Origin of the sequence: Acinetobacter sp. SFA, assembly GCF_001647535.1 — a bacterium.
Taxonomy (GTDB): domain Bacteria; phylum Pseudomonadota; class Gammaproteobacteria; order Pseudomonadales; family Moraxellaceae; genus Acinetobacter; species Acinetobacter pecorum.
On sequence record NZ_LSZI01000005.1, the window covers coordinates 1 to 24,964 of the forward strand.

General features: G+C 43.9%; 27 protein-coding genes. 9 read left to right on the plus strand and 18 right to left on the minus strand.

Translation table 11 applies throughout. The annotated features are described in order from the left end of the window. The 5 genes from AY607_RS14790 to AY607_RS03520 form a co-directional block, all read right to left on the minus strand. A partial coding sequence (locus AY607_RS14790) for a GTP-binding protein (RefSeq protein WP_009586195.1) occupies nucleotides 1-98 on the minus strand: 98 nt, incomplete at its 3' end. 92 nt (nucleotides 99-190) lie between these two features. Beyond that, on the minus strand, nucleotides 191-2,329 hold the full coding sequence (fusA, locus tag AY607_RS03505) for an elongation factor G (RefSeq protein ID WP_064096977.1): 2,139 nt from the start codon (nucleotides 2,327-2,329) through the stop codon (nucleotides 191-193). A gap of 131 nt (nucleotides 2,330-2,460) precedes the next feature. Next, nucleotides 2,461-2,931, minus strand: coding sequence for a 30S ribosomal protein S7 (rpsG, locus tag AY607_RS03510; protein ID WP_064096978.1), 471 nt, complete (start codon nucleotides 2,929-2,931; stop codon nucleotides 2,461-2,463). A gap of 179 nt (nucleotides 2,932-3,110) precedes the next feature. After that, nucleotides 3,111-3,485 carry a 30S ribosomal protein S12 gene (rpsL, locus tag AY607_RS03515; RefSeq protein WP_004783283.1) on the minus strand — a complete coding sequence of 125 codons (375 nt, stop codon included), beginning with the start codon at nucleotides 3,483-3,485 and terminating at the stop codon, nucleotides 3,111-3,113. 156 nt (nucleotides 3,486-3,641) lie between these two features. Continuing rightward, on the minus strand, nucleotides 3,642-5,126 hold the full coding sequence (locus AY607_RS03520; RefSeq protein ID WP_064101787.1) for an EcsC family protein: 1,485 nt from the start codon (nucleotides 5,124-5,126) through the stop codon (nucleotides 3,642-3,644). Between the two features lie 274 nt (nucleotides 5,127-5,400). On the opposite strand from AY607_RS03520, the gene AY607_RS03525 reads away from it, so the two are divergent. Together AY607_RS03525 and AY607_RS03530 are read left to right on the plus strand one after the other, a co-directional pair. After that, nucleotides 5,401-6,630, plus strand: coding sequence for a beta-ketoacyl synthase N-terminal-like domain-containing protein (locus tag AY607_RS03525; RefSeq protein WP_064101788.1), 1,230 nt, complete (start codon nucleotides 5,401-5,403; stop codon nucleotides 6,628-6,630). A gap of 23 nt (nucleotides 6,631-6,653) precedes the next feature. Next, nucleotides 6,654-7,106 (plus strand): CopD family protein, encoded by a 453-nt coding sequence (locus AY607_RS03530; protein ID WP_064096981.1) that lies wholly within the window; start codon nucleotides 6,654-6,656, stop codon nucleotides 7,104-7,106. Nucleotides 7,107-7,367: 261 nt separating this feature from the next. Here AY607_RS03530 and cfa read toward each other — a convergent pair whose 3' ends face one another. From cfa to AY607_RS03555, 5 genes are all read right to left on the minus strand, one after another. Further along, nucleotides 7,368-8,507, minus strand: a complete 1,140-nt coding sequence (gene cfa, locus AY607_RS03535; RefSeq protein ID WP_064101789.1) for a cyclopropane fatty acyl phospholipid synthase — start codon at nucleotides 8,505-8,507, stop codon at nucleotides 7,368-7,370. A gap of 415 nt (nucleotides 8,508-8,922) precedes the next feature. Continuing rightward, the gene (locus AY607_RS03540; RefSeq protein WP_064096983.1) at nucleotides 8,923-10,362 is read right to left on the minus strand and encodes an amino acid permease; all 1,440 of its coding nucleotides are present in this window, start codon (nucleotides 10,360-10,362) and stop codon (nucleotides 8,923-8,925) included. Nucleotides 10,363-10,516: 154 nt separating this feature from the next. After that, nucleotides 10,517-10,882, minus strand: a complete 366-nt coding sequence (locus AY607_RS03545) for a RidA family protein (RefSeq protein ID WP_064096984.1) — start codon at nucleotides 10,880-10,882, stop codon at nucleotides 10,517-10,519. A gap of 48 nt (nucleotides 10,883-10,930) precedes the next feature. Beyond that, complete coding sequence (gene alr / locus AY607_RS03550) at nucleotides 10,931-12,043, minus strand: alanine racemase (RefSeq protein ID WP_064101790.1); 1,113 nt, start codon at nucleotides 12,041-12,043, stop codon at nucleotides 10,931-10,933. Nucleotides 12,044-12,078: 35 nt separating this feature from the next. Beyond that, nucleotides 12,079-13,338, minus strand: coding sequence for a D-amino acid dehydrogenase (locus AY607_RS03555; RefSeq protein WP_064101791.1), 1,260 nt, complete (start codon nucleotides 13,336-13,338; stop codon nucleotides 12,079-12,081). Between the two features lie 140 nt (nucleotides 13,339-13,478). On the opposite strand from AY607_RS03555, the gene AY607_RS03560 reads away from it, so the two are divergent. Continuing rightward, entirely contained in the window at nucleotides 13,479-13,946 is a 468-nt protein-coding gene (locus AY607_RS03560) for an Lrp/AsnC ligand binding domain-containing protein (RefSeq protein ID WP_004279232.1), read from the plus strand. Between the two features lie 86 nt (nucleotides 13,947-14,032). On the opposite strand, the gene lysM is transcribed toward AY607_RS03560, so the two are convergent. From lysM to AY607_RS03590, 6 genes are all read right to left on the minus strand, one after another. After that, entirely contained in the window at nucleotides 14,033-14,530 is a 498-nt protein-coding gene (lysM, locus tag AY607_RS03565; protein ID WP_064101792.1) for a peptidoglycan-binding protein LysM, read from the minus strand. Between the two features lie 184 nt (nucleotides 14,531-14,714). Next, nucleotides 14,715-14,951, minus strand: coding sequence for an acyl carrier protein (gene acpP, locus AY607_RS03570; RefSeq protein WP_064096988.1), 237 nt, complete (start codon nucleotides 14,949-14,951; stop codon nucleotides 14,715-14,717). An 83-nt stretch (nucleotides 14,952-15,034) separates the two neighbouring features. After that, on the minus strand, nucleotides 15,035-15,769 hold the full coding sequence (gene fabG, locus AY607_RS03575; protein WP_064101793.1) for a 3-oxoacyl-ACP reductase FabG: 735 nt from the start codon (nucleotides 15,767-15,769) through the stop codon (nucleotides 15,035-15,037). Continuing rightward, the gene (gene fabD / locus AY607_RS03580; protein WP_064101794.1) at nucleotides 15,766-16,752 is read right to left on the minus strand and encodes an ACP S-malonyltransferase; all 987 of its coding nucleotides are present in this window, start codon (nucleotides 16,750-16,752) and stop codon (nucleotides 15,766-15,768) included. Before fabD ends, fabG begins: the two co-directional genes overlap by 4 nt. Nucleotides 16,753-17,002: 250 nt before the next feature. Further along, the gene (gene rpmF, locus AY607_RS03585) at nucleotides 17,003-17,185 is read right to left on the minus strand and encodes a 50S ribosomal protein L32 (RefSeq protein ID WP_004279227.1); all 183 of its coding nucleotides are present in this window, start codon (nucleotides 17,183-17,185) and stop codon (nucleotides 17,003-17,005) included. Nucleotides 17,186-17,262: 77 nt separating this feature from the next. Further along, nucleotides 17,263-17,820 (minus strand): YceD family protein, encoded by a 558-nt coding sequence (locus AY607_RS03590; protein ID WP_064101795.1) that lies wholly within the window; start codon nucleotides 17,818-17,820, stop codon nucleotides 17,263-17,265. A 99-nt stretch (nucleotides 17,821-17,919) separates the two neighbouring features. On the opposite strand from AY607_RS03590, the gene AY607_RS03595 reads away from it, so the two are divergent. The 3 genes from AY607_RS03595 to AY607_RS03605 all read left to right on the plus strand — a co-directional run bounded on the left by AY607_RS03595 (nucleotide 17,920) and on the right by AY607_RS03605 (nucleotide 19,626). Further along, nucleotides 17,920-18,582, plus strand: a complete 663-nt coding sequence (locus AY607_RS03595; protein ID WP_064101796.1) for an elongation factor P hydroxylase — start codon at nucleotides 17,920-17,922, stop codon at nucleotides 18,580-18,582. A gap of 87 nt (nucleotides 18,583-18,669) precedes the next feature. Further along, nucleotides 18,670-19,287 (plus strand): L-threonylcarbamoyladenylate synthase, encoded by a 618-nt coding sequence (locus tag AY607_RS03600; RefSeq protein WP_064096993.1) that lies wholly within the window; start codon nucleotides 18,670-18,672, stop codon nucleotides 19,285-19,287. Nucleotides 19,288-19,341: 54 nt separating this feature from the next. Next, complete coding sequence (locus tag AY607_RS03605) at nucleotides 19,342-19,626, plus strand: hypothetical protein (protein WP_064101797.1); 285 nt, start codon at nucleotides 19,342-19,344, stop codon at nucleotides 19,624-19,626. 82 nt (nucleotides 19,627-19,708) lie between these two features. On the opposite strand, the gene AY607_RS03610 is transcribed toward AY607_RS03605, so the two are convergent. Beyond that, nucleotides 19,709-20,185: a hypothetical protein gene (locus tag AY607_RS03610; protein ID WP_064101798.1), complete on the minus strand. Its 477-nt coding sequence runs from the start codon at nucleotides 20,183-20,185 to the stop codon at nucleotides 19,709-19,711. A gap of 503 nt (nucleotides 20,186-20,688) precedes the next feature. Between AY607_RS03610 and AY607_RS03615 the strand changes: the two genes are divergently transcribed. The 3 genes from AY607_RS03615 to rluB are packed head-to-tail and all read left to right on the plus strand — an operon-like array spanning nucleotide 20,689 to nucleotide 23,164. After that, nucleotides 20,689-21,483, plus strand: a complete 795-nt coding sequence (locus AY607_RS03615; protein ID WP_064101799.1) for a segregation and condensation protein A — start codon at nucleotides 20,689-20,691, stop codon at nucleotides 21,481-21,483. Further along, on the plus strand, nucleotides 21,480-22,070 hold the full coding sequence (gene scpB / locus AY607_RS03620) for an SMC-Scp complex subunit ScpB (protein ID WP_064096997.1): 591 nt from the start codon (nucleotides 21,480-21,482) through the stop codon (nucleotides 22,068-22,070). The genes AY607_RS03615 and scpB overlap by 4 nt, the downstream gene beginning before the upstream one ends. A 41-nt stretch (nucleotides 22,071-22,111) precedes the next feature. After that, nucleotides 22,112-23,164 carry a 23S rRNA pseudouridine(2605) synthase RluB gene (rluB, locus tag AY607_RS03625; RefSeq protein ID WP_081408793.1) on the plus strand — a complete coding sequence of 351 codons (1,053 nt, stop codon included), beginning with the start codon at nucleotides 22,112-22,114 and terminating at the stop codon, nucleotides 23,162-23,164. Nucleotides 23,165-23,222: 58 nt separating this feature from the next. Here rluB and AY607_RS03630 read toward each other — a convergent pair whose 3' ends face one another. After that, a complete protein-coding gene (locus tag AY607_RS03630; RefSeq protein WP_064096999.1) occupies nucleotides 23,223-24,959 on the minus strand; it encodes an ABC transporter ATP-binding protein in 1,737 nt (578 codons plus the stop codon). Nucleotides 24,960-24,964 lie beyond the last annotated feature (5 nt).

The window sequence follows — 24,964 nt, forward strand, 5'->3', positions numbered from 1 at the left end:
GCAATCGCAGCTGTTAAAGTTGTTTTACCATGGTCAACGTGACCAATTGTGCCCACGTTAACGTGTGGCTTATTACGTTCGAACTTAGCCTTAGCCATGAGATCTTCCTTTTTGAACTGCTCATGCAGGATCACTGCATGAGCGCTTGGTTTTAACTATGAATTAGTTTGGGCTTATAGTAATCGAAAGATTACTCGTCGTCACCTTTTTTACCGCCAGACTGGAATTTAGAAATAATGCCTTCAGCCACGTTACGTGGAGTTTCAGCATATTTAGCAAATTCCATAGAGTAAGTCGCACGACCTTGAGACATAGAACGCATTTGAGTTGCGTAACCAAACATCTCAGCCAATGGAACTTCAGCACGGATTGCTTTAGTACCACCAGGTAAATCGTCCATACCCTGAACCATACCACGACGACGGTTTAAGTCACCCATGATATCGCCCATGTAGTCTTCTGGAGTTTCTACTTCAACTTTCATGATTGGTTCAAGAAGGATAGGATCCGCTTTCATGAAACCATCACGGAAGGCATAAGAACCCGCCATTTTGAACGATAATTCGTCAGAGTCGACATCATGGTAAGAACCATCAAATAGTGTCGCTTTGATACCCACAACAGGGTAACCAGCCAATACACCATTCTTCATGCGTTCTTGAATACCTTTATCAACCGCACCGAAGAATTCTTTAGGTACAACACCACCTACAACTTCTTCAGCAAACTCGTAGTCTTTACCAGCTTCTTCAACGTCCATAGGTTCTAAACGAACATATACGTGACCGAATTTACCTTTACCACCAGTTTGACGTACGAATTTACCTTCTTGCTCAACAGTCTTTTTGATTGTCTCGCGGTAAGCAACCATTGGTTTACCAATGTTCGCTTCAACGTTAAATTCACGTTTCATACGGTCAACAAGGATATCAAGGTGAAGCTCACCCATACCCGCGATGATTGTTTGACCAGATTCTTCGTCAGTGCGTACACGGAACGATGGATCTTCTTTAGCCAAACGACCAAGTGCGATAGACATTTTCTCTTGGTCAGCTTTAGTCTTAGGCTCTACAGCTAAAGAAATTACTGGCTCAGGGAATTCCATACGCTCAAGTGTAATGATGTTTTTCTCATCACAAAGTGTATCACCAGTAGTTACGTCTTTAAGACCTACACATGCTGCGATATCACCCGCACGGATTTCGTCAACGTCTTGACGTTCGTTCGCGTGCATTTGCACGATACGGCCGATACGCTCACGCTTAGATTTCACTGGGTTATATACTGGGTCGCCTTGTTTAAGAACACCAGAATAAACACGTACGAAGGTTAAGTTACCTACGAATTTGTCGTTCATGATTTTGAACGCTAACGCAGAGAACGGTGCTTCGTCAGATGCTTCACGAGTCGCTTTAGTTTCAGCTTTGTCATCAAGGATACCCTCGATCGCTTTAACTTCAGTCGGTGATGGCAGGAAGTCAATCACAGCATCCAACATACGTTGAACACCTTTGTTCTTGAACGCCGAACCACAAAGCATTGGTTGAATTTCACAAGCCAAGGTTTGAGCACGAAGACCAGCAATGATTTGTTCTTTCGACAAGTCACCATTGTTTAAGTATTCGTCCATTAACTCTTCAGATGCTTCAGCCGCAGCCTCAACCATGTTAGTACGCCATTCATTAGCCGTATCAACAAGGTCAGCAGGGATGTCGCCATATTCGAACTTCATACCTTGAGATGCTTCATCCCAGATAATCGCTTTCATTTCGATTAGGTCAACAACACCCTGGAAGTTTTCTTCTGCACCAACTGGAATAACCACTGGTACAGGGTGTGCACCAAGACGTGTTTTCATTTGTTCAACAACACGGAAGAAGTTTGCACCAGTACGGTCCATCTTGTTCACGAATGCTAAACGAGGCACTTGGTATTTGTTTGCTTGACGCCATACAGTTTCTGACTGAGGTTGAACACCACCTACAGCACAGTAAACCATACATGCACCATCAAGAACACGCATAGAACGTTCAACTTCGATTGTGAAGTCTACGTGTCCCGGGGTATCAATTACGTTGATACGGTGTTCTGGGAACTGTTTAGCCATACCAGACCAGAAACAAGTTGTAGCAGCTGAAGTGATTGTAATACCACGTTCTTGCTCTTGTTCCATCCAGTCCATTGTTGCTGCACCATCATGTACTTCACCAAGTTTGTGAGATACACCTGTGTAGAACAAAATACGTTCTGAAGTTGTGGTTTTACCAGCATCAATGTGAGCCGAGATACCAATGTTACGGTAACGAGAAATTGGGGTTTGACGAGCCATGATCTCTTGCATTCCTAAATTTTGTTGTTTAAAACAGGACGCTTTAAGCTGCTAGCAACTTAAAGCGTTTTGATGACAGTCTGGGCAAAACCCAAACCATCACTGTCCTGATAAGGGCCTGTTTTATTTGCTTAGAAACGGTAGTGAGAGAATGCTTTGTTGGCTTCAGCCATACGGTGCACATCTTCACGTTTTTTAACCGCTGCGCCTTTACCTTCAGATGCATCAAGCAACTCGCCAGCAAGACGTAAAGCCATAGTTTTTTCAGAACGCTTAGCAGCAGCATCTACTAACCAACGCATCGCTAGGGCAGTACGACGGGATGGGCGCACTTCCATAGGAACTTGGTATGTAGCACCACCAACACGGCGTGCTTTAACTTCGACCATAGGACGAACTTTTTCAAGCGTAGCTTCAAAGAATTCAACCGGGTCTACTTTAGATTTTTCTTGAACGCGGTCTAAAGCACCGTAAACGATACTTTCAGCAATAGATTTTTTACCATCTTGCATTACGTGGTTCATGAATTTAGCGATTGTTTGGCTGCTGAACTTAGGATCCGGAAGGATTTCACGAGCAGCGACTACGCGACGTCTTGGCATTTTAAAACTACCTATAAATATGACACTTCAGGTTTATCCAGCAGTAGCACAAAGTGTCATGTGCTTTCGCTGGCCTTACTACACGTCGCTTGAATTTCACAAAATTAAATGCAGAAATCAGACAAGCGAGACGATAAAGGATTGCAGTTCTAGCGAACTAAGAAGTTGATCTTGAAAGATTATTTCTTAGGACGTTTAGTACCGTATTTAGAACGAGCTTGGTTACGATCTTTAACACCAGCACAGTCTAAAGAACCACGAACGGTATGGTAACGTACACCTGGTAAATCTTTAACACGACCACCACGGATAAGAACAACACTGTGCTCTTGAAGGTTATGACCTTCACCACCGATGTAGCTAGAAACTTCGAAACCTGAAGTTAAGCGAACACGGCAAACTTTACGCATTGCTGAGTTAGGTTTTTTAGGTGTAGTTGTGTAAACACGTGTACAAACACCACGACGCTGTGGACAAGCCTTCAACGCAGGAACTTTAGATTTTTCAACTAAAGTCGTACGACCCTTGCGGATCAACTGATTTGTTGTTGCCATGTGGCAATTCTCCCGTTAATAAAAAGCCCCAAAAAACTACTACTTTTTGAGGGCATGCAATTGTAAGTCAAGATGCAAAATTGGTCAACCTAATCAAGTTAAGCAAATGCCGATTCTCACGACATTGCTTGCTTTTATAGCTTGATTAAAATCCGGTTATTTTTTCGAATTTTTTCCGGCTTTTTTTGTAACATTTTGGACTTCAGATTGAGGGTCGGATTTTTCCTGATTGTCTGCCTCAAGCTCTGGAGTTTCTGCAGCAGATTCTGTCTCGGCAGCTGCATCTGGATGCAGTTCAGCTTCAATTTCCGGATTAAATGAAGTTTTAGTTAAAGCCGGTTGCTGTGACTGCTTGTCTGCGGCAGGTTCAACCAATTCCTCGCTGAGCGCTTCCAGCCCTTCACTGACTTTTTCATCTTTCTTCACTTCAGCATCTTGAGCGCTTAAATCATTCTGCTCTTTTTTGACCAGTTTAACCTGACTGATCGTGCTATTACCCTCAAGTGGAATCTCTTTATCCATGATTGGCTTATCTTTTGGAGCTTCAACCGATGGAGAAGTACTTTCTAGCAGCTTGGGACTCGCCTGTTGCAACAAACTGACTGCTTTCTTATAGGCAGCATAAGGTGAAAGTTGTGAATCCTGGTGCTGAATCAGATATTGACGGGCATGGGAAAATGCTTCCTGAGCTTTCTGATTCACGTCCTCAACGAAGCGATGACTATATACAGCACCAATACCTGCACTTGCTAGAGGAGTCAGCCTGGTTAACTGCTCCAGTATCGAACTTTTCGGCAGATGATTCAGCCATTGCCATTTCGTTTCTCCCTCATGACGACTGAGCCATTGCTTGATAACACTGATATCGTTACCAGAACCTAGCATCGCCTGTAACTGGGAAATATCATGGCTTTTAAGGGTATTGCTTAACGCTTTTAAACCCAACAACAAAGTTTGCTTTTCTGCAATCAGACCGAGGTCGATCTGTTTAAAGATATGCTGGACGATTTCCTGGTCTTCTTCTTTACTCAAGTCAAAACCATAAGAACGACCAACTTGATAGATGGTACGTAATGCCATAAGTAAAGAAGCCGGAATATCGATCGCGGTACCAATCACCCCTGAAGCACCACTGACCGCCCCCTGTACAGTTGCAATCCATTTATTTTGCTCCCCCAAAGCTTGAGAAATCCGTTTGGAACGATCAACATCCTGAGTGAGTTCCTCTAAATCTTTTACGCCAGCTTCATCAAGAATGGCATCGACCGAACTGGTTTGATTACTGAATTGATTGAGACGCTCATAAAAATAATTCGATACTTTTTCGGTCAGGTCTGGCGCAACAAAGTGCGCAACATTATTTACGGTATTAAAACGGTTCCCAAGAAGTTGACGGGATACATTGGGAAGATGCTCACGGAGCATTTGCTGAGGATTGTCATATTTTTTTGAGGAAAAAACACTTTTCACCTTCGCTGAACCGTCAATCACCTGATCAGAGCCTGAAGGCTTCAGTGCTTTAGTCACTGAATCCGGTGCAACATGATTCAATAAATCCAATCCAGTTGAACTGAACTTTTTCGCCACTCCAAAGGCATTCGAAATCAGACCATTAGATTGTTTATTATTAGCATTTACCATTTTTTACCTCAGCATTCATGTGCTTGTATTTGGTATAAATACTAGGTGTAGTCAGCATTTATCTCAACTTTATTCTGTTTCATTTAGTAAAACCCGTACACGCCGACTCACAAAGTCAACCGACTGTCACACGGCATAACATTTGCCATAAGATTTCAAAAGTCTTTCTGCTATCATGTTCCCCATCATGAAATTAAGGCTGAGCGCTGGATTGGGCGATTTAAAAGCCCCTATATCTGCCGTTGAGCATAGAGCAAACTATAAGGATCTGTAGATGAAACGTGTTGTCATCACTGGCATGGGTATTAACTCGTGTATTGGTAATACATTAGAGGATGTAAACCATTCTTTACAAAACGGGATTTCAGGAACACGTTTTAATCCGACTTATGCTGAACTCAATTTCAAAAGTCATGTCAGTGCTGCAGCCGAGCAGGATTTCGACGGGATCGACCGCAAACTAAAACGCTTTATGGGTGTATGTGCGATGTATGCATATAACTCAGCGTTGGCTGCGGTTGAACATGCAGGTTTAAAGGCTGAAGACCTAGCTGGCAACCCACGCTATGGTATCGCGGGTGGTTCAGGTGGGGGTTCAACTGCTTCCGTTATTGAAATGAACGAATTATTGCAAACCAAAGGTGCGCGTAAAGTTGGTCCTTTCTTTGTACCACGTAATATGACCAACACCATTACGGCTAACGTCGGTGTCGCTTTTAAACTGCAAGGTGTAGCACATACCATTACCAGCGCATGTGCAACCTCTGCGGATGCGATTGGTTATGCCTATAATCTGATTCAACTCGGCAAACAAGATTTAATGCTGGCAGGTGGCGGTGAAGAAGATCACTGGTCACAAAGCTTGTTGTTTGATGCCATGGGCGCACTTTGCTCTAAATACAATGATAACCCGGAAACAGCCTCACGCCCTTATTCTGCAGACCGTGACGGTTTCGTGATTGCCGGTGGTGGTGGTTTCGTGGTGCTCGAGTCTTTGGAACATGCGCAAGCGCGTGGTGCCAATATTCTTGCCGAAGTCGTAGGCTATGCAGCTAATTCGGATGGTGCCGACATGGTTGCACCAAGTGGTGAAGGTGCAACGCGTTGCGTACTGATGGCTTTAGAAGAAGCAAAACAACACGGTGTCGATAAAATTGACTATGTGAATACACATGGTACTTCTACTCCAGCGGGTGACATTACAGAACTTAAAGCGATGGAACGTGCTTTCGGTGAAGGTCAGGTTCCTCCACTCAGCTCAACCAAGTCAATGACGGGTCACAGTCTTGGTGCTGCTGGTGTTCAGGAAGCGATTTATTCGGTTCTAATGATGCAAAATGACTTTATTGCGCCAAATATCAATGTAACTGAGCTAGATGAAGGCGCGAAACCGTTTGATATCGTGCTTGAAAAACGTGACGCAAAATTGAATACTGTAATGAGTAACAGTTTCGGTTTCGGCGGCGTAAATGCTTGTCTCATTTTCAAAAAATGGGAAGGCTAAGCCGCCCAATTTAGGGTGACTTGATGGATGCTCCTTCTGATGCTTTCTTGTGGGTAAAAGCATTACATATTATTGCGGTGGTATGCTGGTTCGCAGCTTTGTTCTACTTGCCACGGCTGTATGTCTACCATGCCATGAGTGAAGATGCCGTGAGTCATCAACGCTTTGAAGTCATGGAACGTAAGTTGTATCGTGGCATCATGTGGCCGGCCATGCTGGCCACTCTGATTACGGCGCACTTTCTGGTGGATTGGGGGGATGCAACGCAGCATTACCATGAAGCTTTATGGTTTTATCTGAAAGTAGGTCTGGTCGGTTTACTGGTGATTTACCATCTGGTATGTGGTTATTACCGCAAGAAGCTGATTGATAATGCACATTACAAGTCGCACAAGTTCTGGCGTTATTTTAATGAGATGCCTACCCTGATCTTATTTGCCGTGGTCATTCTGGTTGTGGTGAAACCGCAGTTTTAATGTATTCAATTTAAAAAAAAACCTCCTATTGGAGGTTTTTTTTAAATCTTTTTTTATTCAATACTTCAAAATCCTGCTTAAGCCGAATTTCCTATAAGCCCCAAGCAAGCATCTAATAAATCCTACTTTTCTAACTGAGAAATACGGAGAGAATGCCTAAAAATCACTTTAAATTAATCTTAAGCAGCGTAAAAAAGCAGAAACCTTCCAGATGACTTTAAAGAAAAATTCCAATCCGTAAATCACGGTTAATCTCATACTCTAACGTGCAATTCGAACTTCCCCTTCTAAACCATTTGGACTGAATACGATTTGCCATAATTGTAATTCTCGTGCTCGAAATGCACCAGCACAGGCATTTAAATAATAATTAAACATTCTTTTAAAGCGAGCACTATAATTGGCTTCAATTTCTGGCCACGCTTGAAGGAATCTTTCCGACCAGGCCCGAAGTGTTAAGTCATAATCGGTACCAAAATTATGCCAATCTTCCATAATAAATTTGCCACTACTAAAATGAGCAATTTTTTCAATTGAGGGTATATAACCATTCGGGAAGATATATTTCGTTATCCATGGATCAGCTCCCTTCCTTATGGTATTAGAACCAATGGTATGCAATAAAAACAATCCATCTGCATTTAAATTACGTTGTACGACTTGAAAATAGGTATCGTAATTTTTCAATCCTACATGCTCAAACATGCCTATAGATGCAATACGATCGAATCTCTCATTTAAGTTACGATAATCCATAAGCAAGATTTCAACATCAAGTCCTTTACATCGCTCAACGGCTAGTTTTTGTTGTTCTTTAGAAATGGTAATACCTACTACAGAAACTTGATAATTTTTGGCCGCATATTCGGCTAACCCGCCCCATCCGCAGCCAATATCCAGCAATCGCATACCTGGCTGCAAGTCAAGTTTGCGACAGATCAAATCGAGTTTTTGTTGCTGGGCTTGAAAAAGGTTATCGGCATTTTTCCAGTAGGCACAAGAATATTGCATATATGGATCAAGCATATGATTAAAAAGATCATTACCAAGATCATAATGTTCTTCACCCACCTGCCAGGCTCTTTTTTGAGTCTGTAAATTTTGAATTCGAGAAATTGCAATTCTAATAATATCTTTTAAATTATAGGGTATTTTTTTATCTAACTTGGCACGTAAAATTTTATAGAATAAAATATCCAGCCGATCACAGTCCCACCAGCCATCCATATAGCTTTCACCTAGACCTAATGAACCTTGCTGTAAGATACGGTTATAAAAATCATCATTATGTACCTGTATGTCATAAGGCTTGTCACCATTAACCTGAATGCCAGCTTCATCCAATAATTTTTCCAAGATCTCTCTTAGACCATCATTTTTATGCTCAACATAGATATTCATATCTACTCCTACATCTTCTATTTTTTTAGTTTTATTAAATAATTATATAATTCCAGATAACTCTACCTCTTATGGATTTCACTCCAAGCGCCAGATTATGCTTATTTTTTAGCAGCACTTCATCAGCTACTCGAGTCTCTGGACTTTGTCCTTTGAAGAGATTAGCTAATCATTGCAAAATTTTGGCTGTTAGACTGTTTTTCTAGTGTTAAGAGATAAGCTTCTATTGTAGGCAGGTCATTGTAAAAAGACCTTTATTATGAGATTCAGCATCCGCTGAAACAGGCATTCATTTTTCAAATTATTTTTTATCCATGATTCATGGTTAACTCAAATTTCAATCACCATTTAAATAGACCCTCATAAAAAAGAGAGGGGTTTCTTCCCCTCTCTTTTTAATTATTTGAACTCATAGTTACCGTATATCTAAAGACTGGATGCGCTTCTTCATCCTTGGTTTATACAACATATGGTAGGTGGCAAACAGAATAATCAACCAGAGTGGACTAATCATCAATGCTTTCATGGTATCTGCTTCCAGACTCAAAATAACCAATGCAAAGAACAAAAAGATCAGTACAAGATATGACATCCAAATACCACCTGGCATTTTGAAGGTAGAAGCTGCATGCTTTTCAGGCTGCTGTTTACGGTAACGGATATAGCACACCATAATCAGCCCCCAAATACTGATAAACAGGATCACACACAGCGAACTTGCCAGCGTAAAAGCTTCCATGGTGTTGGGTACGAAATACTGAAAAGCTGCGCCTGCCATGATAAAGGCACAGGAAAACAGCAAGCCTTTGGCTGGAACCGCACGACTCGAAAGTTCAGCTAGCGCCTGGGGTGCCTGAGAATCACGAGCCAAGCCAAAGAGCATCCGGCTGGTCGAGAATACTCCGCTATTCATTGATGACATCACAGAAGACAGCACCACCAGATTCATGATAATGGCCGAAACCGGAATCCCTGCATGCAGGAAAAGTGTCACGAAAGGACTTTGATCTGCGGGAATTTCCACCCATGGTGTTACAGACATAATCACCAGCAGAGACAGCACATAGAACAGGATAATTCGGGTCGGAATCGCATTCACTGCTTTTGGCAGGTTCTTTTCAGGATCCTTGGTTTCAGCCGCCATGGTACCGAGCAGCTCTACCCCTACGAAGGCAAACATCGCAATCTGAAAGCCTGCGAGAAAGCCCATAGTTCCTTTAGGAAACATGCCATCATAAGCCCAGACATTACTAAGACTGGCAGCAGATCCATCTGGCGTCTGGAAATTGCTGAAAATCATATATCCGCCAATTGCAATCAGGCCCAGAATGGCCAGAATTTTAATCAGGGCAAACCAGAACTCAATTTCACCGAACAGTTTGACGGTCAGCAGGTTAATTCCAAGTACCAGCAATACACAGCCAGCACTGATCATCGCCTGCCCCAATGGGGTAAAGGTCATATCCGGTGGCAACCAGAAATTCAGATAATTGATAATTGCCGCCAGATCCGCAATACCCACCAGAATCCAGCCTAGCCAATAGGACCAGCCAATATAATAGCCCGCACCCGGGCCAATCAGGTCATGCGCCATATCAATAAAAGATTTATAGTGCAGATTGGACAGCAAAATTTCGCCTAATGCACGCATCAGAAAAAAGAACATTGCACCAATAATCATATAGATAAATAAGATTGACGGTCCTGCTAATGCAATGGTTTTACCGGAGCCCATAAACAGGCCTGTACCAATGGCGCCACCAATGGCGATTAACTGCAAATGCCGGTTAGAGAGCTTACGCTGCAATTCATGGGGAGCAGACGCTGCGTCATCCTTAGAGGAGGCGGTATTCATAATCGGTTCCTTTTCTTAGCTCAGACTTTCGCTCATCTAATCGGATATCTTCCTGAAATCCTGATTGCAGATGCAGTTTCATTTAAATAACTAAATGATCAAGTCTGATGTCCTTATAAAATCAAAATAGGGAGATGTAAAAATATTCTTTAAATCAAGGTAATGCTGCTATCACTGCAATTTCAATCAGCCAGTCAGGGTTCACCAGATCCGCCTGAATCGTAGCGCGTGCGGGCGTGCCATGACCTTGCAGCCATTCCACCCAAAGCTGATTCACGGTTTGAAAATCGTCCAGATTTTTCACGAATAGCTGTGCAGAAAGCAGACGGCTTTTATCAGTATTTGCCAGTGCCAGCAACTCCTCAATCTTGGCGAACACTTCCAGTGTCTGTTTGCGTATGTCCAGATCGCTGCTGTCGGGTATTTGACCCGATAAATACACGGTTTGATGATGAATCGTTACAGCACTCATAATTCCATTGCTCTTGAGCCGCTGAATAGCTGTATTGTCCTGTGTCATGTTGATCTTCCTTGTTTGGGATATGAAATAAAAAATTAGATTAAAAATTTAAGCATCAATCTGAAAATTAACCCGGGCGGTTACCGCACACATGAGCTCATAGCCGATCGTGCCAGAACTGGCCGCCACCTCATCAATTGGCAAAAGCACACCTTCGGAAGATTGCCCCCAAAGTACCACTTCACTGCCTACATCCGCCTGCGGCAGTGCAGTGACATCCACAGCGAGCATATCCATACTGATCCGGCCCAATGTATGTGTTTTAACTGAATCCACCAGCACAGGCGTACCGGTCGCCGATAGCCGCTGATAGCCATCGGCATAGCCACAGGCCACCACTCCGATCCGCATCTGTTGCGTGGCAATAAATTTGGAGCCATAGCCAATACTATCGCCTGCCTGTACTGTCTGAATGGCGATAATCTCACTGCGCAGGCTCATCGTAGGACGTAAATTCCAGTCTTGAATACTATGTGCAGGATAATCCGGGGAACTGCCATACAGCATGATGCCGCTACGCACAATATCGCAATGAAGGGTTTGATGATGCCGCAAAATGGCCGCACTGTTACTCAGCGAGGTTTTACCCGCAAGTCCCTGAATCGTTTTATTAAAAATAAAATGTTGATGTTCAATTCCATCCAATCCAAAACGCTCGCCATCCGCATCGGAGAAATGGGTCATATGCGTGATTGAACGGACAGTATTCAGCTGATGCAGCTCCTGCCAGATTTCTGCATATTGCTGTGGCTCAAAACCCAGCCGGTTCATGCCACTGTTCATTTTTGAATACACATCAAACTGTACATCTGGTGCTATTGCAGCAAACTGTTTCAACCATTGCACTTGATGCAGGGAATGAATGGCAAAGCTCATTTCATGCTTCGCACATTCAAATAAATCCTCAAAAGCGAAAATACCTTCAAGCAACAGCAGCGGCTTCTTGCACCCAAGCGCACGTAGCCGCGTGCCCTCCCCGATATCCAGAAAGGCAAATCCATCTGCATCCTGAAGTGCCGTATAAACGCGCTCAATCCCGTGTCCATAGGCATTGGCCTTGACCACGGCAAATACCTGGCTGTCAGGCATACATTGGTGTGAAACGCTTAAATTATGCCTAAGCGCCTGCTGATGAATGATCGCAGTAATAGGACGTGGCATAAAACTCCTCCTTGAATACTGTGCCTCAGATGATCTTAGGCCGCCTGCTGATAACGCGACAATGAAAGACCTTCGGTACTGATTTCAGGATCACGAGCCAAGACCAGATCGCTGATTAACTTGCCCGAACCACACGCCATGGTCCAGCCTAACGTGCCATGTCCGGTATTCAGGAACAGGTTTTTAAAACGGGTTTTTCCAATAATTGGCGTACTGTCCGGGGTCATTGGCCGCAGGCCTGTCCAGAAGCTGGCCTGATTCATATCGCCCCCCGGGAATAAATCACGGGTCACCATTTCCAGCGTGCCGCGACGGTCTTCATTCAGACCCAAGTTAAAACCGCTCAGTTCAGCCATTCCCCCTACGCGGATGCGCTGGTCGAAACGGGTGATTGCAATTTTATAGGTTTCATCCAGCACGGTAGATTGTGGAGCGAAAGCTGGATCTACAATAGGAATCGTCAATGAATAACCTTTCACTGGATAGACCGGTAAATTCAGTTCAAGTGGTTTGAGGAAATTACGTGAATAACTACCAAAAGCCAGCACATATTTATCTGCTGTAAGCACCTGACCATTCACCAGAACTCCTTTGATCTGGTCGCCTTCTACAATCAGTTTTTCAACGTTTTGATTAAACTTGAACTCTACACCCATCCCTTTGGCATGTTCTGCCAAGGCATTGGTAAACAGATAGCAGTCGCCCGTTTCGTCATTGGGTAAATGCAGACCACCCACCAGTTTGTCTTTTGCCTGTGCCAATGCCGGTTCTACACGCGCCAGTCCATCACGATCCAGCAACTCAAACTCCACACCAGTTTCTTTTAGAACCTCGATATCGCGCTGCACCGCATCCAGCTGCGCATCTTTACGGAAAATCTGCAAAGTGCCTTTCGCACGGTTTTCATAAGAGATGCCAATATCACGACGCAAATTGCGTAAACAGTCACGGCTATATTCAGCCACACGCACCATCCGTTCTTTATTGACTGCATAATGCTGGGCATTACAGTTTTTCAGCATTTGTGCCATCCACTGCAATTGCCACAGGCTGCCATCGACATTAATCGCCAACGGAGCATGATGCTGGAACATCCATTTGACCGCCTTAAAAGGAATACCTGGTGCCGCCCAAGGAGTCGAGTAGCCCGGAGAAATCTGTCCAGCATTGCCAAAGCTGGTTTCCTGAGCCGGACCCGCCTGACGATCCAGCACAGTTACAGTTGCTCCCTGCTGCGCCAGATAGTAAGCGCTTGCCACACCAATCACACCACTACCTAAAACCAATACGCGCATTACCTTAATCCTCAAACATTTTTCCAGGTTATTTCACTAGTATATTTTTGCTTTAATAGTTAAATTCACTATATTCAGTGTATAAATTCAGTGGAATAAATATTTTTTCGGGCAGAATTAAAAAAAAGAGGGAAATATTAATGCGCAAATTAGACCGCATTGATCGCATGATTCTAGACATCCTGCAACGCGATGGCCGGATTGCCATTAGCGAGCTGGCAGCACGTGTCAATCTTTCAACCACACCCTGTTCAGAACGGGTAAAACGGCTGGAGCGTGAAGGTATTATCATGGGTTATTACGCCCGTTTAAATCCGGAAATGCTGGAGCGTAGTTTGCTGGTATTTTTGGAAATCAAACTCTCAGCCAAATCAGGTGATGTATTTGATCAGGTGGCTCGTAATCTGACAGAAATTCCAGAAGTCCTGGAATGTCATTTAATTTCTGGTGATTTTGATTATCTGGTCAAAGCGCGTTTAAAGGAAATGAGTGCTTATCGCCGTTTACTGGGGGATTTACTGAAAAAACTGCCCGCTTCTGCTTCCTCGCACAGTTATGTCGTCATGGAAGAAGTCAAAGAAAGTTTATATCTGGACCTAGGGATTTAATACCTTAACTTTATTAATCTGCCTGCAAAAACGTTAAAGCCCCGGAAGGGGCTTTATGTTCGAAAATTCATTGATTTTATTAATCCTTAAGCAGGAATACGCAGTACCTGTCCGGGAAAAATATCATCCGCATTTTTAAGCAAGGGACGATTAGCCTCAAAGATCTTATTATACTGATTGGCATCCCCATAAAACTCTTTTGAGATTTTAGATAAAGTATCGCCAGATTTGACTGTATAGAATTTACTTTCAGGTTCTGGATTAGTCACGGTTAGCTGATCATCTACTTTGGCGACATGATCAATATTTCCGACTGCCAGAATAATCTTTTCACGATCGGCCTGACTTTTTACCTGTCCGCGCACGGTGGCCAGATCAGAGGTCGAGTTATAGCTAATCGACAAACCTGTAATCGGCAAGCCTAAACTTTTGACATGGCCCAATAGCTTATTTGCCATTTCCTGGGCAGAAGGCTCTGCAGGTGCGGCTTTAGGTGCCTGCGGTGTCGCTGCCGGAGTTTGCTGTGGTTCTGCAGCAGCCGTATTTTTCTTACCGATACCTTTTACGAAATCAAAAAGACCCATGGTGAACTCCGTTCTTGTTGTTAATGTCACATCACTCCTATTTTTATAATGAAAAGAGTCTAAGGATAGTTAGTCATTGGTGACATAAAGGTAATGGATTGTAAAACCTTTATGCATGTGAAAGCGGACACAAAAAAACCACCTTACGGTGGTCTTTAGGTTCAGCAAAGCTGAAAATCAGCAATTAACCAAGTTTTTTAGTAACATAGTCGATCGCAGATTGAACAGTTGTGATTTCGTTAGAATCTTCATCAGGAATCGTGATGTCGAAGTCATTTTCGAAAGACATTACCAGTTCAACCAAGTCTAGAGAGTCAGCACCCAAGTCATCCATGAAAGATGCTTCGTTTTTAATCTCTTCGATTTTGATACCAAGTTGTTCTGCAACCGCTTGCTTAACGCGTTGTTCGATATCGCTCACAGGAATTCTCCTCATTGCTTGTGGCGTTTTTAATGCCGTTAGTTTAATTGAATCTAAAAAATTTGGAAAGTTTATACTTGAGCTTAGCTCATGTATAAGCCCCCATTTACATGAATAACTGTACCAGTAATGTAACTAGCTTTATCCGAAGCCAAGAAACTTACGGCATTGGCGATATCCTGCGGATTACCCAACCGGTTTAAAGCCACCTGTTCAGTCATCTTTTTACGAATATCTTCACTTAACTGCTCAGTCATTTCAGTCGCAATAAATCCTGGTGCCACCGAGTTTACCGTAATCTGACGACTGCCCATTTCTTTGGCCAGGCTGCGGCTAAATGCTTCAATACCTGCTTTAGCAGCAGAATAGTTGGCCTGCCCCGGGTTGGCAAAGTGTGCCACCACAGAACTGATATTGATAATGCGGCCGAAACGCGCCTTGGTCATGCCCTTCAGTACACGTTTAGATAAACGGTAAACGGCCTTCAGGTGAATATTTAAAATATCATCCCAGTCATCTTCTGACATGCGCAGTAACAGGTTATCTTTGGTAATCCCGGCATTATTCACCAATACCAGTACCGGACCATAGTTTTGCTCGATATCACTCACCAGTGCATCAATCGCAGCACCATCACGCACATCTAAAACTTTACCGGCACCATTTTCAGCAAAATGTGCAGTTAATTTTTCTGCACCAGCTTCAGAAGTCGCAGTACCTACGACAAAATAACCGTCCTGAATGAGTTGTTGCGCAATTGCAGCCCCAATGCCGCGACTCGCACCTGTTACCAAGGCAACTTTACGTTCCTGTGTCATGCAATTTTCCCTTCTGCCACTAGTACGGTGTTAAGCGCATCTTCCAGACGAGATTTGGTATCCAGTGGAAGTGCTTTTTCAATATTTGGTAAACGTTTTGCCATATTCGCCAGTACATTACCTGGACCGCATTCTACAATATACTCAATTCCTTCATCTTGAAGGAATTGTAGTGTTTTGGTCCACTGTACCGACTCATATAGCTGCGCCGTTAAGGCCTGACGAAGTTCAGTCACATCAGCCGCCGCTTGCGCGCCTACATTTTGTAATACAGGTATACGGGGCATCTCAATGGCCGTTTGTTCCAAAGCTGGCGCGAACTGCTCGGCAGCAGGTTTCATTAGTGAACAGTGCGAAGGAACTGAAACAGGCAGCGCAATGGCTTTACCGCCATTTTCTTTAGCCAGTGCCATAACAGCTTCTACACGTTCTTTATCCCCTGCAACTACAACTTGGCCTTGTGCATTATAGTTTGCTGCTTCGACAGAACCTTCGCTTGCTGCAGTTGCTTGTGCACAAAGCTCAATCACTTTGGCGTCATCCAAACCTAGAATGGCTGCCATTGCACCGACACCTTGAGGTACAGCAGTTTGCATCAGCTTACCACGCAGGTTCACCAGCTTAACTGCATCACCCAGGCTTAAAGCACCGGATGCAACCAGTGCGCTGTATTCACCCAGTGAATGACCAGCCATGTATTTTGGTGCCACCCCGCCTAACTCCAACCATACACGCCATAAGGCAATTGATGCAGTTAAGAGTACAGGTTGAGTAAATTCAGTTTGATTCAGACCTTCACCACTTTGGGCGATCTGCCACAGATCAAAGCCTACCGCTGCAGATGCCTCGGCAAATGTATCGCGGATACCACTAAACTGTTCTGCAAGTTCAGCGAGCATGCCGACTTTTTGTGAACCCTGACCTGGGAATACAAATGCAGTTTTAGTTGCTTGAGCTGCTTGTTCGAGTTGTTTAGCAGACATAAATAAAATCCTTTCATTCAAGAGGTGCGAATCTTTTAAGCAAGCCAAAGAATTGGCCAATCAGATCACCCTACCCATTGTGGAGCGCAATTTAGCACGTAATTTCGGCTTGGGTAATTGCCAAATACAACAAAAACCGCAACTTCAATATTAAGCATGCAAAACTTAGACATAAAAAATCAGCCATAAAAAAAGGGAGCTTAACGCTCCCATTTTTTCTACTAAGCTTTAACGCTTAATACATCATCAATTATTCAGCAGATGCTTTAGCGAATAATTGACGACCACGGTAGATACCATCTTTAGATACGTGGTGACGACGATGAGTTTCACCAGTAGCTTGGTCTACAGTTAATGCATTCTCAGTTAAAGCGTCATGTGAACGGCGCATGTCACGGCGAGAGCGACTTTTACGGTTTTGCTGAACGGCCATGATGGCTCCTTACAAATATCGAAAAAATGGATCAGAACAAATTCGATTGTCTTATACATATGAGTATAACACAAAAATTAGTTAAGTTTACCCTTCAGAGCTGCCAAAACTTCAAACGGATTATCCCGTTTTTCTTCAACAACTTCTTCTACGGCAGGTTGATGCTTATGTTCGCAAGCATCATGCTTAGGAGACAGCGGCATCAACAATAACAATTCATCTTCTATCAGTGCGAGTAAATCAGCGGTGGCAGGTGCATCATATGAACCTTTCATCGTTGCTTCACTTTCACCTAGGACGATGAAATCAGCATCCTCATCCAAGCGCTCTATCAGTGACTCATCATCTACAAGAGCCAGATGAAAATCTGAAACGAGTTCAATTTCAACGGTGTCCAGACAACGCTGGCATTCCATTGGAACTTTCGTTTCAACATGACCATCTAGCCATGCAATGCGATGATAGGCATCCATTGATAGCTTACAGTCTATGTTAATCAATTGATCATCAATTGATCCAACAGCTTCACGAGCGATACGAACAAAGCGAGACAATGGCAGGGTACCTGACCATGTAAAGCCTTGTTCAGCCCATTTAAACGGCTCAATCTGTGCCGGAAAGGTATTTGCTGACATAATTAAGGCGGCAATTCTACAAATTCATCAGAACTCTGTCAAAGATTAAGATACAATTTTGTACTTATTTTTAGACAGACCAATTGGGTAATTTCAGTCATGCATCTGTTGCAGCCGCAAACAGAAGTGAATATTTCATCACTCGTTAGCACACTTTCAACCTCCGATTCTGACAGCTCACTACAGCAAGTGCAACGCTTACCGTGGGCGAATTTATTATCAGAAGTGCAGCAGGTTGATTGGCTCATCTTACACTTTAATCACTGGTTTTCCCACCTAAATGTCACTTTAGTCCGCGGCGATTTTGAACCAGAATATTTCCCGGCAACTCAGGATGCTCCTGCCCGGATCCAGTTTGCACACGGTTTTTTTAATAGTGCCTTGCATGAAATCAGTCACTGGACCATTGCCGGAGACAAACGCCGCCTGTTGCCAGATCTGGGCTACTGGTATGCGCCAGATGGGCGTACCCAGGAACAGCAGGCGTTATTTGAACAGGTCGAAGTCAAGCCACAGGCGATTGAATGGATGTTTGCCCAGGCTTTTGGCCGTAAGTTCCGGGTATCTTTGGATAATCTGACTGGCGACGGTGGGGATGGCAAGGGCTTTAAAGACAATGTCTACGCCCAGGTGCAGGCTTATTTCAACGGCACGGCCAAGCTTCCACGTGATGCAATGCGCTTTATCCAATGTATCTGTGCCTGTACCAGAGGTGGTAAAAGTTTACAATCTGATGAATTTATACGTGAAATGCTTGATTAAATTACACAAATCTACCTTTTTAATGATTGTCAGACATGACTCAAGCGCCACATAATAAGCCATCAGTCCAAGCTTGGAGTAGTCTCTATGCTGCATTTACGCGTACACCCAGATAATCCACAACCCCGCTTAATCAGTCAGGCAGTGGAACGTATCCGTGCGGGTGATGTTGTGGTCTATCCCACTGATGCGGCCTATGCGATTGGTTGCCAGATCGGGAACAAGAGTGCCATGGAACGGATTGCGCAGATTCGTGGTCTGGGTCCAAAGCATCAATATGCGATTCTGTGCTGTGATTTGTCCGATATTGCCACCTATGCCAAAGTGGACAATGCCATGTACCGTTTGCTGAAAAATAATACACCGGCAGTCACGACCTTTATTTTACCTGCGACCAGTGAAGTCCCGCGTCGGTTGATGCATCCCAAAAAGAAAACCATTGGTCTGCGCATTCCGAATAATCCGGTATGCCAGATGCTGCTCAAAGAACTGGGTGAGCCGCTGTTGACCTCTACCCTGATTTTACCGGGACAGACCGATCCACTTGATGATCCTTATGATATTGAAATGCAGCTGGGCAAACGCATTGATGTTTTTATAGATAGCGGCTTAGGCACGCTGAGTACAACTTCTATTGTAGATTTATCCGGTGATCATCCGGAAGTGATCCGTCGGGGTGTCGGTGATGTGAGTGCATTTGAATAGTCGTTAAATGAAAAATGCGAAAATTGTCCTTCAGTATTGAGAGAGTTCGAATGCATGGATCTATTTTATCTCCTGCTAAATCAGCATGAATTTTCTGCACAGGATCTGATCTACGCTGAAATGCCTTGGACTCTACAATCCAAGGCAGTCATGGTCGAAGCACATTCTTCTCCCCATCCCACTGTAAATATTGATCATACTGAGTACCAATTTTTCCTGACGTTGGCTCTATTGAGACAGTTGTTGCAGATCTATTCAAGCCAGAACGTATGCCTGGCAGAGACTTGTCAGCGTCTCATTGAGTTTGCAACCAAGGAACAAAGTTACTTACGGCCCTGAAAATATAAAAACAGCTTAGGGTGAAAGGTTTTGGTTCTACTTTTTTCAATTTAACAGGTATGCAGGAGCTGCCGAAAACAGTTTAGGTATCTGAACGTTCATAATGACGAACTGCAATGAAATTTGGGCATTGCGATAGCTTCTGTTCATGGTGCATGAGTTCCTCGCCCAGTTTATTTTTCAGATACACATGAAAAACGATCTGATCTTCCTCCAGTACGTTTAGCATTGCTGTACGTGCCTTGGGTTCCATGACTTTAAAGGAATTGATTGACTCACAAGACATGGCTTGCATATCCAGCTTAACCCTTTCGTCCAGCTGGTCCCCTTCATAGGCCATATGCCGCATATAAAAACGGATCTGAGGATATTGGTCAAGGATGCTAAAATCCATTTTCATGGCCTGCATGACAGGCCGGGCCTGTTCGGCAAAAGCCGAGAATCCCCCTGATTTCAGTCCTGTGCGTGCTTCATCTTCAAGCTGCATAATCTGATATTTGGGATAAGCCCAAAATCCCCCGAATGCGATCATTCCAATAACAAGCAAAATAAGAGGCATACTTTCTTCACCTTTTTAATATTTTTTGTGAGCTTCGACTATTTTTTCAGCAGTATAGCGAAGTTTTTGACCAAAAATTATAGAAGTGCATTTTATTAATATTTATTAATTTCATGTTTCTTAATGGAAAATCCGTTTAAAATTCATTCAGCGCCTATCCACTAAATCACTTTCTCTTTTCAGTAAGAAGGACAGCCTTTATCCAGCTTTTTGCATGCATCAACCGATGTTTACCCTTCGGTCTCTTAATTTTTAAACTCGTATTAACATGAAGATCATCGTATATTTTCTACCATACTCGGTCTTTTGCTCTGGGCTTTTTTTAAAGAGCAGTTAAATTCCATTATTTTTTTAAGTTTTTATTGCTTTGAGTGTTTATTTAATTTATTTAAAGTTACTTTTCCAGTACAATGCCACTGCTAAATCCTGTGCTTTTGTTTCGATCAGATACCGAAAATCAAGCCTTTGCATGCCTTTGAAAATTCGCGTGGCCTATAATTGTAATGACTCAAATTATCCATAACATTAGGGAATCTGCTCCGCACATTCGGGTTCTGGATGAATGGCAGGAGACAATCCCGGAGGATCTGTATATTCCTCCAGCAGCATTTGAAATTTTATTAGAACATTTTGAAGGCCCGCTCGACTTTTTAATTTACCTGATTCAAAAAAACGGTTTTGACCTGTTACAGGTCGATATTGCACCGATTGCAGCCCAGTACTTGTCTTACATGGACGCAATGAAATCCCTGAATATCGAACTGACAGCAGACTATATGGTGATGGCCGCATTACTGGCAGATCTGAAATCACGCTTGCTATTACCTAAACCGAAAAGTCTGGCTGCAATTGAACAAGATCCAAAACAAGAACTGATTGACCGTTTAGAAAATTATTTAAGAATTAAACAGGCAGCAGAACGTCTGGGCCAGATGCCGATTCTGGAACGTGACACCTTTACCGCCAATGTCACTCTGGGAGACATCCAGCAGCCGAATGAGGGCTATTCAAGCGATTTACTGCGTGATGCCTTGCTTTGTATATTTAACCGTCCTGAACCGGTGATTCATCAGGTACAACAGGAACCGGTACTGCTGGAAGAACGGATTGCCTATATTGAAAGTTGTATTGAAACTGGCGCAGTACTCAGCTTTAAGGACTTGTTAAAACCGAGCCAAGGCCGTATGGGTATGGTGGTCACCTTTATGGCAGTGCTGGAACTAACCCGGCAACAAAAAATTCAGATTATTGCTACAGGTATTGAAGCCCCGCTCGCGATTCAAGGAGCCAACCAATGACACCCAATCAGAATATGCTGTTATCTGCAGAAGATAATCTGCATGAAGTCCTGATGCAGCTTGAGGCAATTATTTTTGCCAGCGACACTGCGGTTTCATTGGCTCGTCTGAAAGAAGCTTTTCAGGATCGTTATAGCAAACAGGAATTACGTCAGTATTTACAACAGCTTTCCATGCTGATGCATGGCCGCTCAATTGAACTGGTGGAAACAGCACAAGGTTATCGTTTTCAAGTACGTGCAAAATATCGTAATATTATTGCACAGACCTGGCCTGAACGACCGGCTCGCTTGTCGCCTTCCTTACTGGAGACGCTTGCAGTGATTGCTTATCATCAGCCTGTGACTCGAGCGGATATTGAACAGATTCGTGGTGTTACGAATAACAGTCAAAACCTGCGTACGCTGTTTGACTGGAACTGGATTAAAGAGTCCGGATTTCGTGAACTCCCTGGAAGACCTGCGTTGTTAATGACAACGCCACAATTTTTAAATGCGTTTGGCCTGAATAGTTTGGGCCAATTGCCTCCCCTGCAGGATGCCAAGGAAGCTTTTATGGCCCTCGATGCAAATGCACCGAAGTCATAAATAGGTGAACTGTTGATAATTATTTCTAAGGTTATGCTGTCATGAGTGAAAAGTTGCAAAAGGTGCTTGCACGCGTTGGTTTGGGTTCTCGCCGTTATATGGAAGAAGTCATTGCCGCAGGTCGTGTAAGTGTCAATGGGCAAATTGCCCAAGTGGGTGAACGAATCGAACCAGGTGATGAGCTTCGCATCGATGGTCGTAAAGTTGCGTTCCAGATTGAAGACGAAATCCGTCGTCGTGTCATTATTTATTACAAACCTGAAGGCGAAATCTGCTCACGTAGCGATCCTGAAAACCGTCCGACTGTGTTTGAACAACTGCCTGCTATTCCGGGCGATCGCTGGGTAATGGTGGGTCGTCTGGATATTAACTCGACCGGTCTGCTACTGTTTACCAATGATGGCGAACTTGCGAATCGTCTGATGCACCCATCGAATGAAATCGAACGTGAATATGCGGTTCGTGTCATGGGCGAAGTAACACCACAACTGAAAAATAACATGTTGAAAGGCGTAGTGCTGGATGATGGTCCTGCGAAATTTGAATCTTTCTCTGAACTTGGCGGTGACGGGATCAACCGCTGGTATCAGGTGGTGGTAAAAGAAGGGCGTAACCGTGAAGTTCGTCGTATCTTTGAATCACAAGGCCTGAAAGTCAGCCGTCTACTGCGTACCCGTTATGGTAGCGTGATTTTGCCACGCGAACTGCGTACCGGTCGCTGGATTGAACTGGATAAAAATGATATCGACAACCTGACCAAATCAGTGGAATTGAAACCACGTCAAGGTACTGGCTTGTTTGGTATGGCAAAACGCCGTAATGAACGTATGCAGGACAAGCCGATGGCTGCACGCCGTGGCGGTTTCTTGCGTCAGCAACGTCGTGACAGTGATGAGCAACCACAAAACAACACTGGCCGTGAGCGTCGTGATGACAATGCTTATGGTCGTCGTGACAGAAGTGAAAACCAGAATGGCACTCAGTTCGTTCGTCGTGAAAACCGTCCGGGTCAGGGCTTTGGTCGTCGTGAAGAGCGTGATGAAAATGCGCCGCGTCGTCCATATGGCGTCAACAAAGGCTTTAAAAAGTTTTAATAATTAAGATAAATAAAAAAAGTCAGGCACATTGCCTGACTTTTTTATGTCTTATGCATCAGGCACTTTGTGGAATCCCTTGCGGGATAGCCCCGAGTAAACGCTTGGTATATTCATGCTGTGGTGATTGATACAGTTCATCTGAATTGGCGATTTCTACCAGCTCCCCATGATTCATCACCATGATCTGATCAGAAATATATTTCACTACCGATAAATCATGCGAAATAAAGATATAGCTCAGACCAAATTCATCCTGTAAATCTTGCAGTAAATTCAGCACTTGCGCCTGTACTGATACATCCAGCGCCGAGACCGATTCATCACAGATTAAAATCTCAGGTTTTAAAGTCAGACAACGTGCAATTGCAATCCGCTGGCGTTGACCCCCGGAAAACTCATGCGGATAACGATAAAAAGCCTGTGCAGGCAAGCTGACCCGCTCCAACAGGTCTAAAGCCATTTGTTTGCGTTCGGCATCATCCTGACCAATCTTGTGAATCTGCATCGGTTCCATCAGGATTTGTCCAACAGTAAAACGTGGATTCAGCGAAGCATAGGGATTCTGGAAAATGATCTGGATTTTACGTTGATACTGGGTAAACTCCTGTTCCGACATGTCCAGAATGTCCCGACCCTGAAACAGTGCCTTACCACCCGTAGCCTGTTGCAGACGCATCAGCAATAAACCGATGGTAGTTTTACCTGAACCGGATTCCCCGACCAGCCCCAAGGTCTTGCCTTTGGCTAGCTGGAAAGAAACCCCTTTTACTGCCTGAAATTCATCTTTGCCAAACAGTCCTTTACGACTATAAAAAGATTTTTTCAGATCCCGTACATCCAGAATAATTTCCTCTCCGCCCTTTAGTCCACGTGAACGTTGCGGAAGCTGAGTATTCAGACGGATATCTTCCAGCCAGGTTGAGCCATCCTGTTTCATAAAATCGCTGATCATCGGCAAACGTAACGGACGTTGCGATAATTGTGGACGGCAGTGTAACAAGGCTTTGGTATACATGTCCTGAGGCCGGTCCAGCACCTCCCGAACCGGACCCTGTTCACGGATTTCCCCATGCCGCATCACAATCACCTGATCAGCAATTTCACCAACCAATGCCAGATCATGGGTAATAAACAGCATCGACATCTGGCGACGTTGCCGCAGCGATTCCAGCAAGTCCAGAATCTGCTTTTGAATAGTCACATCCAGAGCTGTGGTCGGTTCATCTGCAATCAACAGTTTAGGTTCACAGGCAATGGCCATGGCAATCATGACCCGTTGTTGCTGTCCACCGGAAAGCTGCCCCGGATAGGCATCAATTTTAGTTTCTGGCGCAGGGATCCCTACTTCTTTGAGCAGCTCCAGAGTACGTTGCCGCGCCTGTTTTTTATTCATGCCCAAATGTAGTTGCAGGATTTCTGCAATCTGCATGCCTACCGTAAATACCGGATTTAGCGAAGACATTGGCTCCTGAAAAATCATGGCAATGTCTTTGCCGCACATCTGGCGCATTTCTCGTGTTTTAAGCTTGAGCAGGTTTTTCCCTTCAAAGATGATCTGGCTATCTTCTGAAATACGTGCGCTTTCTGCCGGAAGCAGGCCCATAGTAGCGAGAGAAGTAACCGATTTGCCACTCCCCGATTCACCTACCAGTGCAACCGTGGTATTGGCCGGAATCTCGAAAGAAACCCCTTTTACGGTCTCAATATATTCTTTATTTTCACCTTTAAAACTGACTCGCAGATTTTCTACGCGAAGTAGCGCAGGTACTGTGCTTGGATTGATTTCAGACATCGTTG

What these genes read in the sequence shown, in the direction of transcription:
- fusA (WP_064096977.1), bottom strand. Translation starts at nt 2,329, where the DNA reads ATGGCTCGTCAAACCCCAATTTCTCGTTACCGTAACATTGGTATCTCG.
- rpsG (WP_064096978.1), bottom strand. Translation starts at nt 2,931, where the DNA reads ATGCCAAGACGTCGCGTAGTCGCTGCTCGTGAAATCCTTCCGGATCCT.
- rpsL (WP_004783283.1), bottom strand. Translation starts at nt 3,485, where the DNA reads ATGGCAACAACAAATCAGTTGATCCGCAAGGGTCGTACGACTTTAGTT.
- AY607_RS03520 (WP_064101787.1), bottom strand. Translation starts at nt 5,126, where the DNA reads ATGGTAAATGCTAATAATAAACAATCTAATGGTCTGATTTCGAATGCC.
- AY607_RS03525 (WP_064101788.1), top strand. Translation starts at nt 5,401, where the DNA reads ATGAAACGTGTTGTCATCACTGGCATGGGTATTAACTCGTGTATTGGT.
- AY607_RS03530 (WP_064096981.1), top strand. Translation starts at nt 6,654, where the DNA reads ATGGATGCTCCTTCTGATGCTTTCTTGTGGGTAAAAGCATTACATATT.
- cfa (WP_064101789.1), bottom strand. Translation starts at nt 8,507, where the DNA reads ATGAATATCTATGTTGAGCATAAAAATGATGGTCTAAGAGAGATCTTG.
- AY607_RS03540 (WP_064096983.1), bottom strand. Translation starts at nt 10,362, where the DNA reads ATGAATACCGCCTCCTCTAAGGATGACGCAGCGTCTGCTCCCCATGAA.
- AY607_RS03545 (WP_064096984.1), bottom strand. Translation starts at nt 10,882, where the DNA reads ATGACACAGGACAATACAGCTATTCAGCGGCTCAAGAGCAATGGAATT.
- alr (WP_064101790.1), bottom strand. Translation starts at nt 12,043, where the DNA reads ATGCCACGTCCTATTACTGCGATCATTCATCAGCAGGCGCTTAGGCAT.
- AY607_RS03555 (WP_064101791.1), bottom strand. Translation starts at nt 13,338, where the DNA reads ATGCGCGTATTGGTTTTAGGTAGTGGTGTGATTGGTGTGGCAAGCGCT.
- AY607_RS03560 (WP_004279232.1), top strand. Translation starts at nt 13,479, where the DNA reads ATGCGCAAATTAGACCGCATTGATCGCATGATTCTAGACATCCTGCAA.
- lysM (WP_064101792.1), bottom strand. Translation starts at nt 14,530, where the DNA reads ATGGGTCTTTTTGATTTCGTAAAAGGTATCGGTAAGAAAAATACGGCT.
- fabG (WP_064101793.1), bottom strand. Translation starts at nt 15,769, where the DNA reads ATGACACAGGAACGTAAAGTTGCCTTGGTAACAGGTGCGAGTCGCGGC.
- fabD (WP_064101794.1), bottom strand. Translation starts at nt 16,752, where the DNA reads ATGTCTGCTAAACAACTCGAACAAGCAGCTCAAGCAACTAAAACTGCA.
- rpmF (WP_004279227.1), bottom strand. Translation starts at nt 17,185, where the DNA reads ATGGCCGTTCAGCAAAACCGTAAAAGTCGCTCTCGCCGTGACATGCGC.
- AY607_RS03590 (WP_064101795.1), bottom strand. Translation starts at nt 17,820, where the DNA reads ATGTCAGCAAATACCTTTCCGGCACAGATTGAGCCGTTTAAATGGGCT.
- AY607_RS03595 (WP_064101796.1), top strand. Translation starts at nt 17,920, where the DNA reads ATGCATCTGTTGCAGCCGCAAACAGAAGTGAATATTTCATCACTCGTT.
- AY607_RS03600 (WP_064096993.1), top strand. Translation starts at nt 18,670, where the DNA reads ATGCTGCATTTACGCGTACACCCAGATAATCCACAACCCCGCTTAATC.
- AY607_RS03605 (WP_064101797.1), top strand. Translation starts at nt 19,342, where the DNA reads ATGGATCTATTTTATCTCCTGCTAAATCAGCATGAATTTTCTGCACAG.
- AY607_RS03610 (WP_064101798.1), bottom strand. Translation starts at nt 20,185, where the DNA reads ATGCCTCTTATTTTGCTTGTTATTGGAATGATCGCATTCGGGGGATTT.
- AY607_RS03615 (WP_064101799.1), top strand. Translation starts at nt 20,689, where the DNA reads ATGACTCAAATTATCCATAACATTAGGGAATCTGCTCCGCACATTCGG.
- scpB (WP_064096997.1), top strand. Translation starts at nt 21,480, where the DNA reads ATGACACCCAATCAGAATATGCTGTTATCTGCAGAAGATAATCTGCAT.
- rluB (WP_081408793.1), top strand. Translation starts at nt 22,112, where the DNA reads ATGAGTGAAAAGTTGCAAAAGGTGCTTGCACGCGTTGGTTTGGGTTCT.
- AY607_RS03630 (WP_064096999.1), bottom strand. Translation starts at nt 24,959, where the DNA reads ATGTCTGAAATCAATCCAAGCACAGTACCTGCGCTACTTCGCGTAGAA.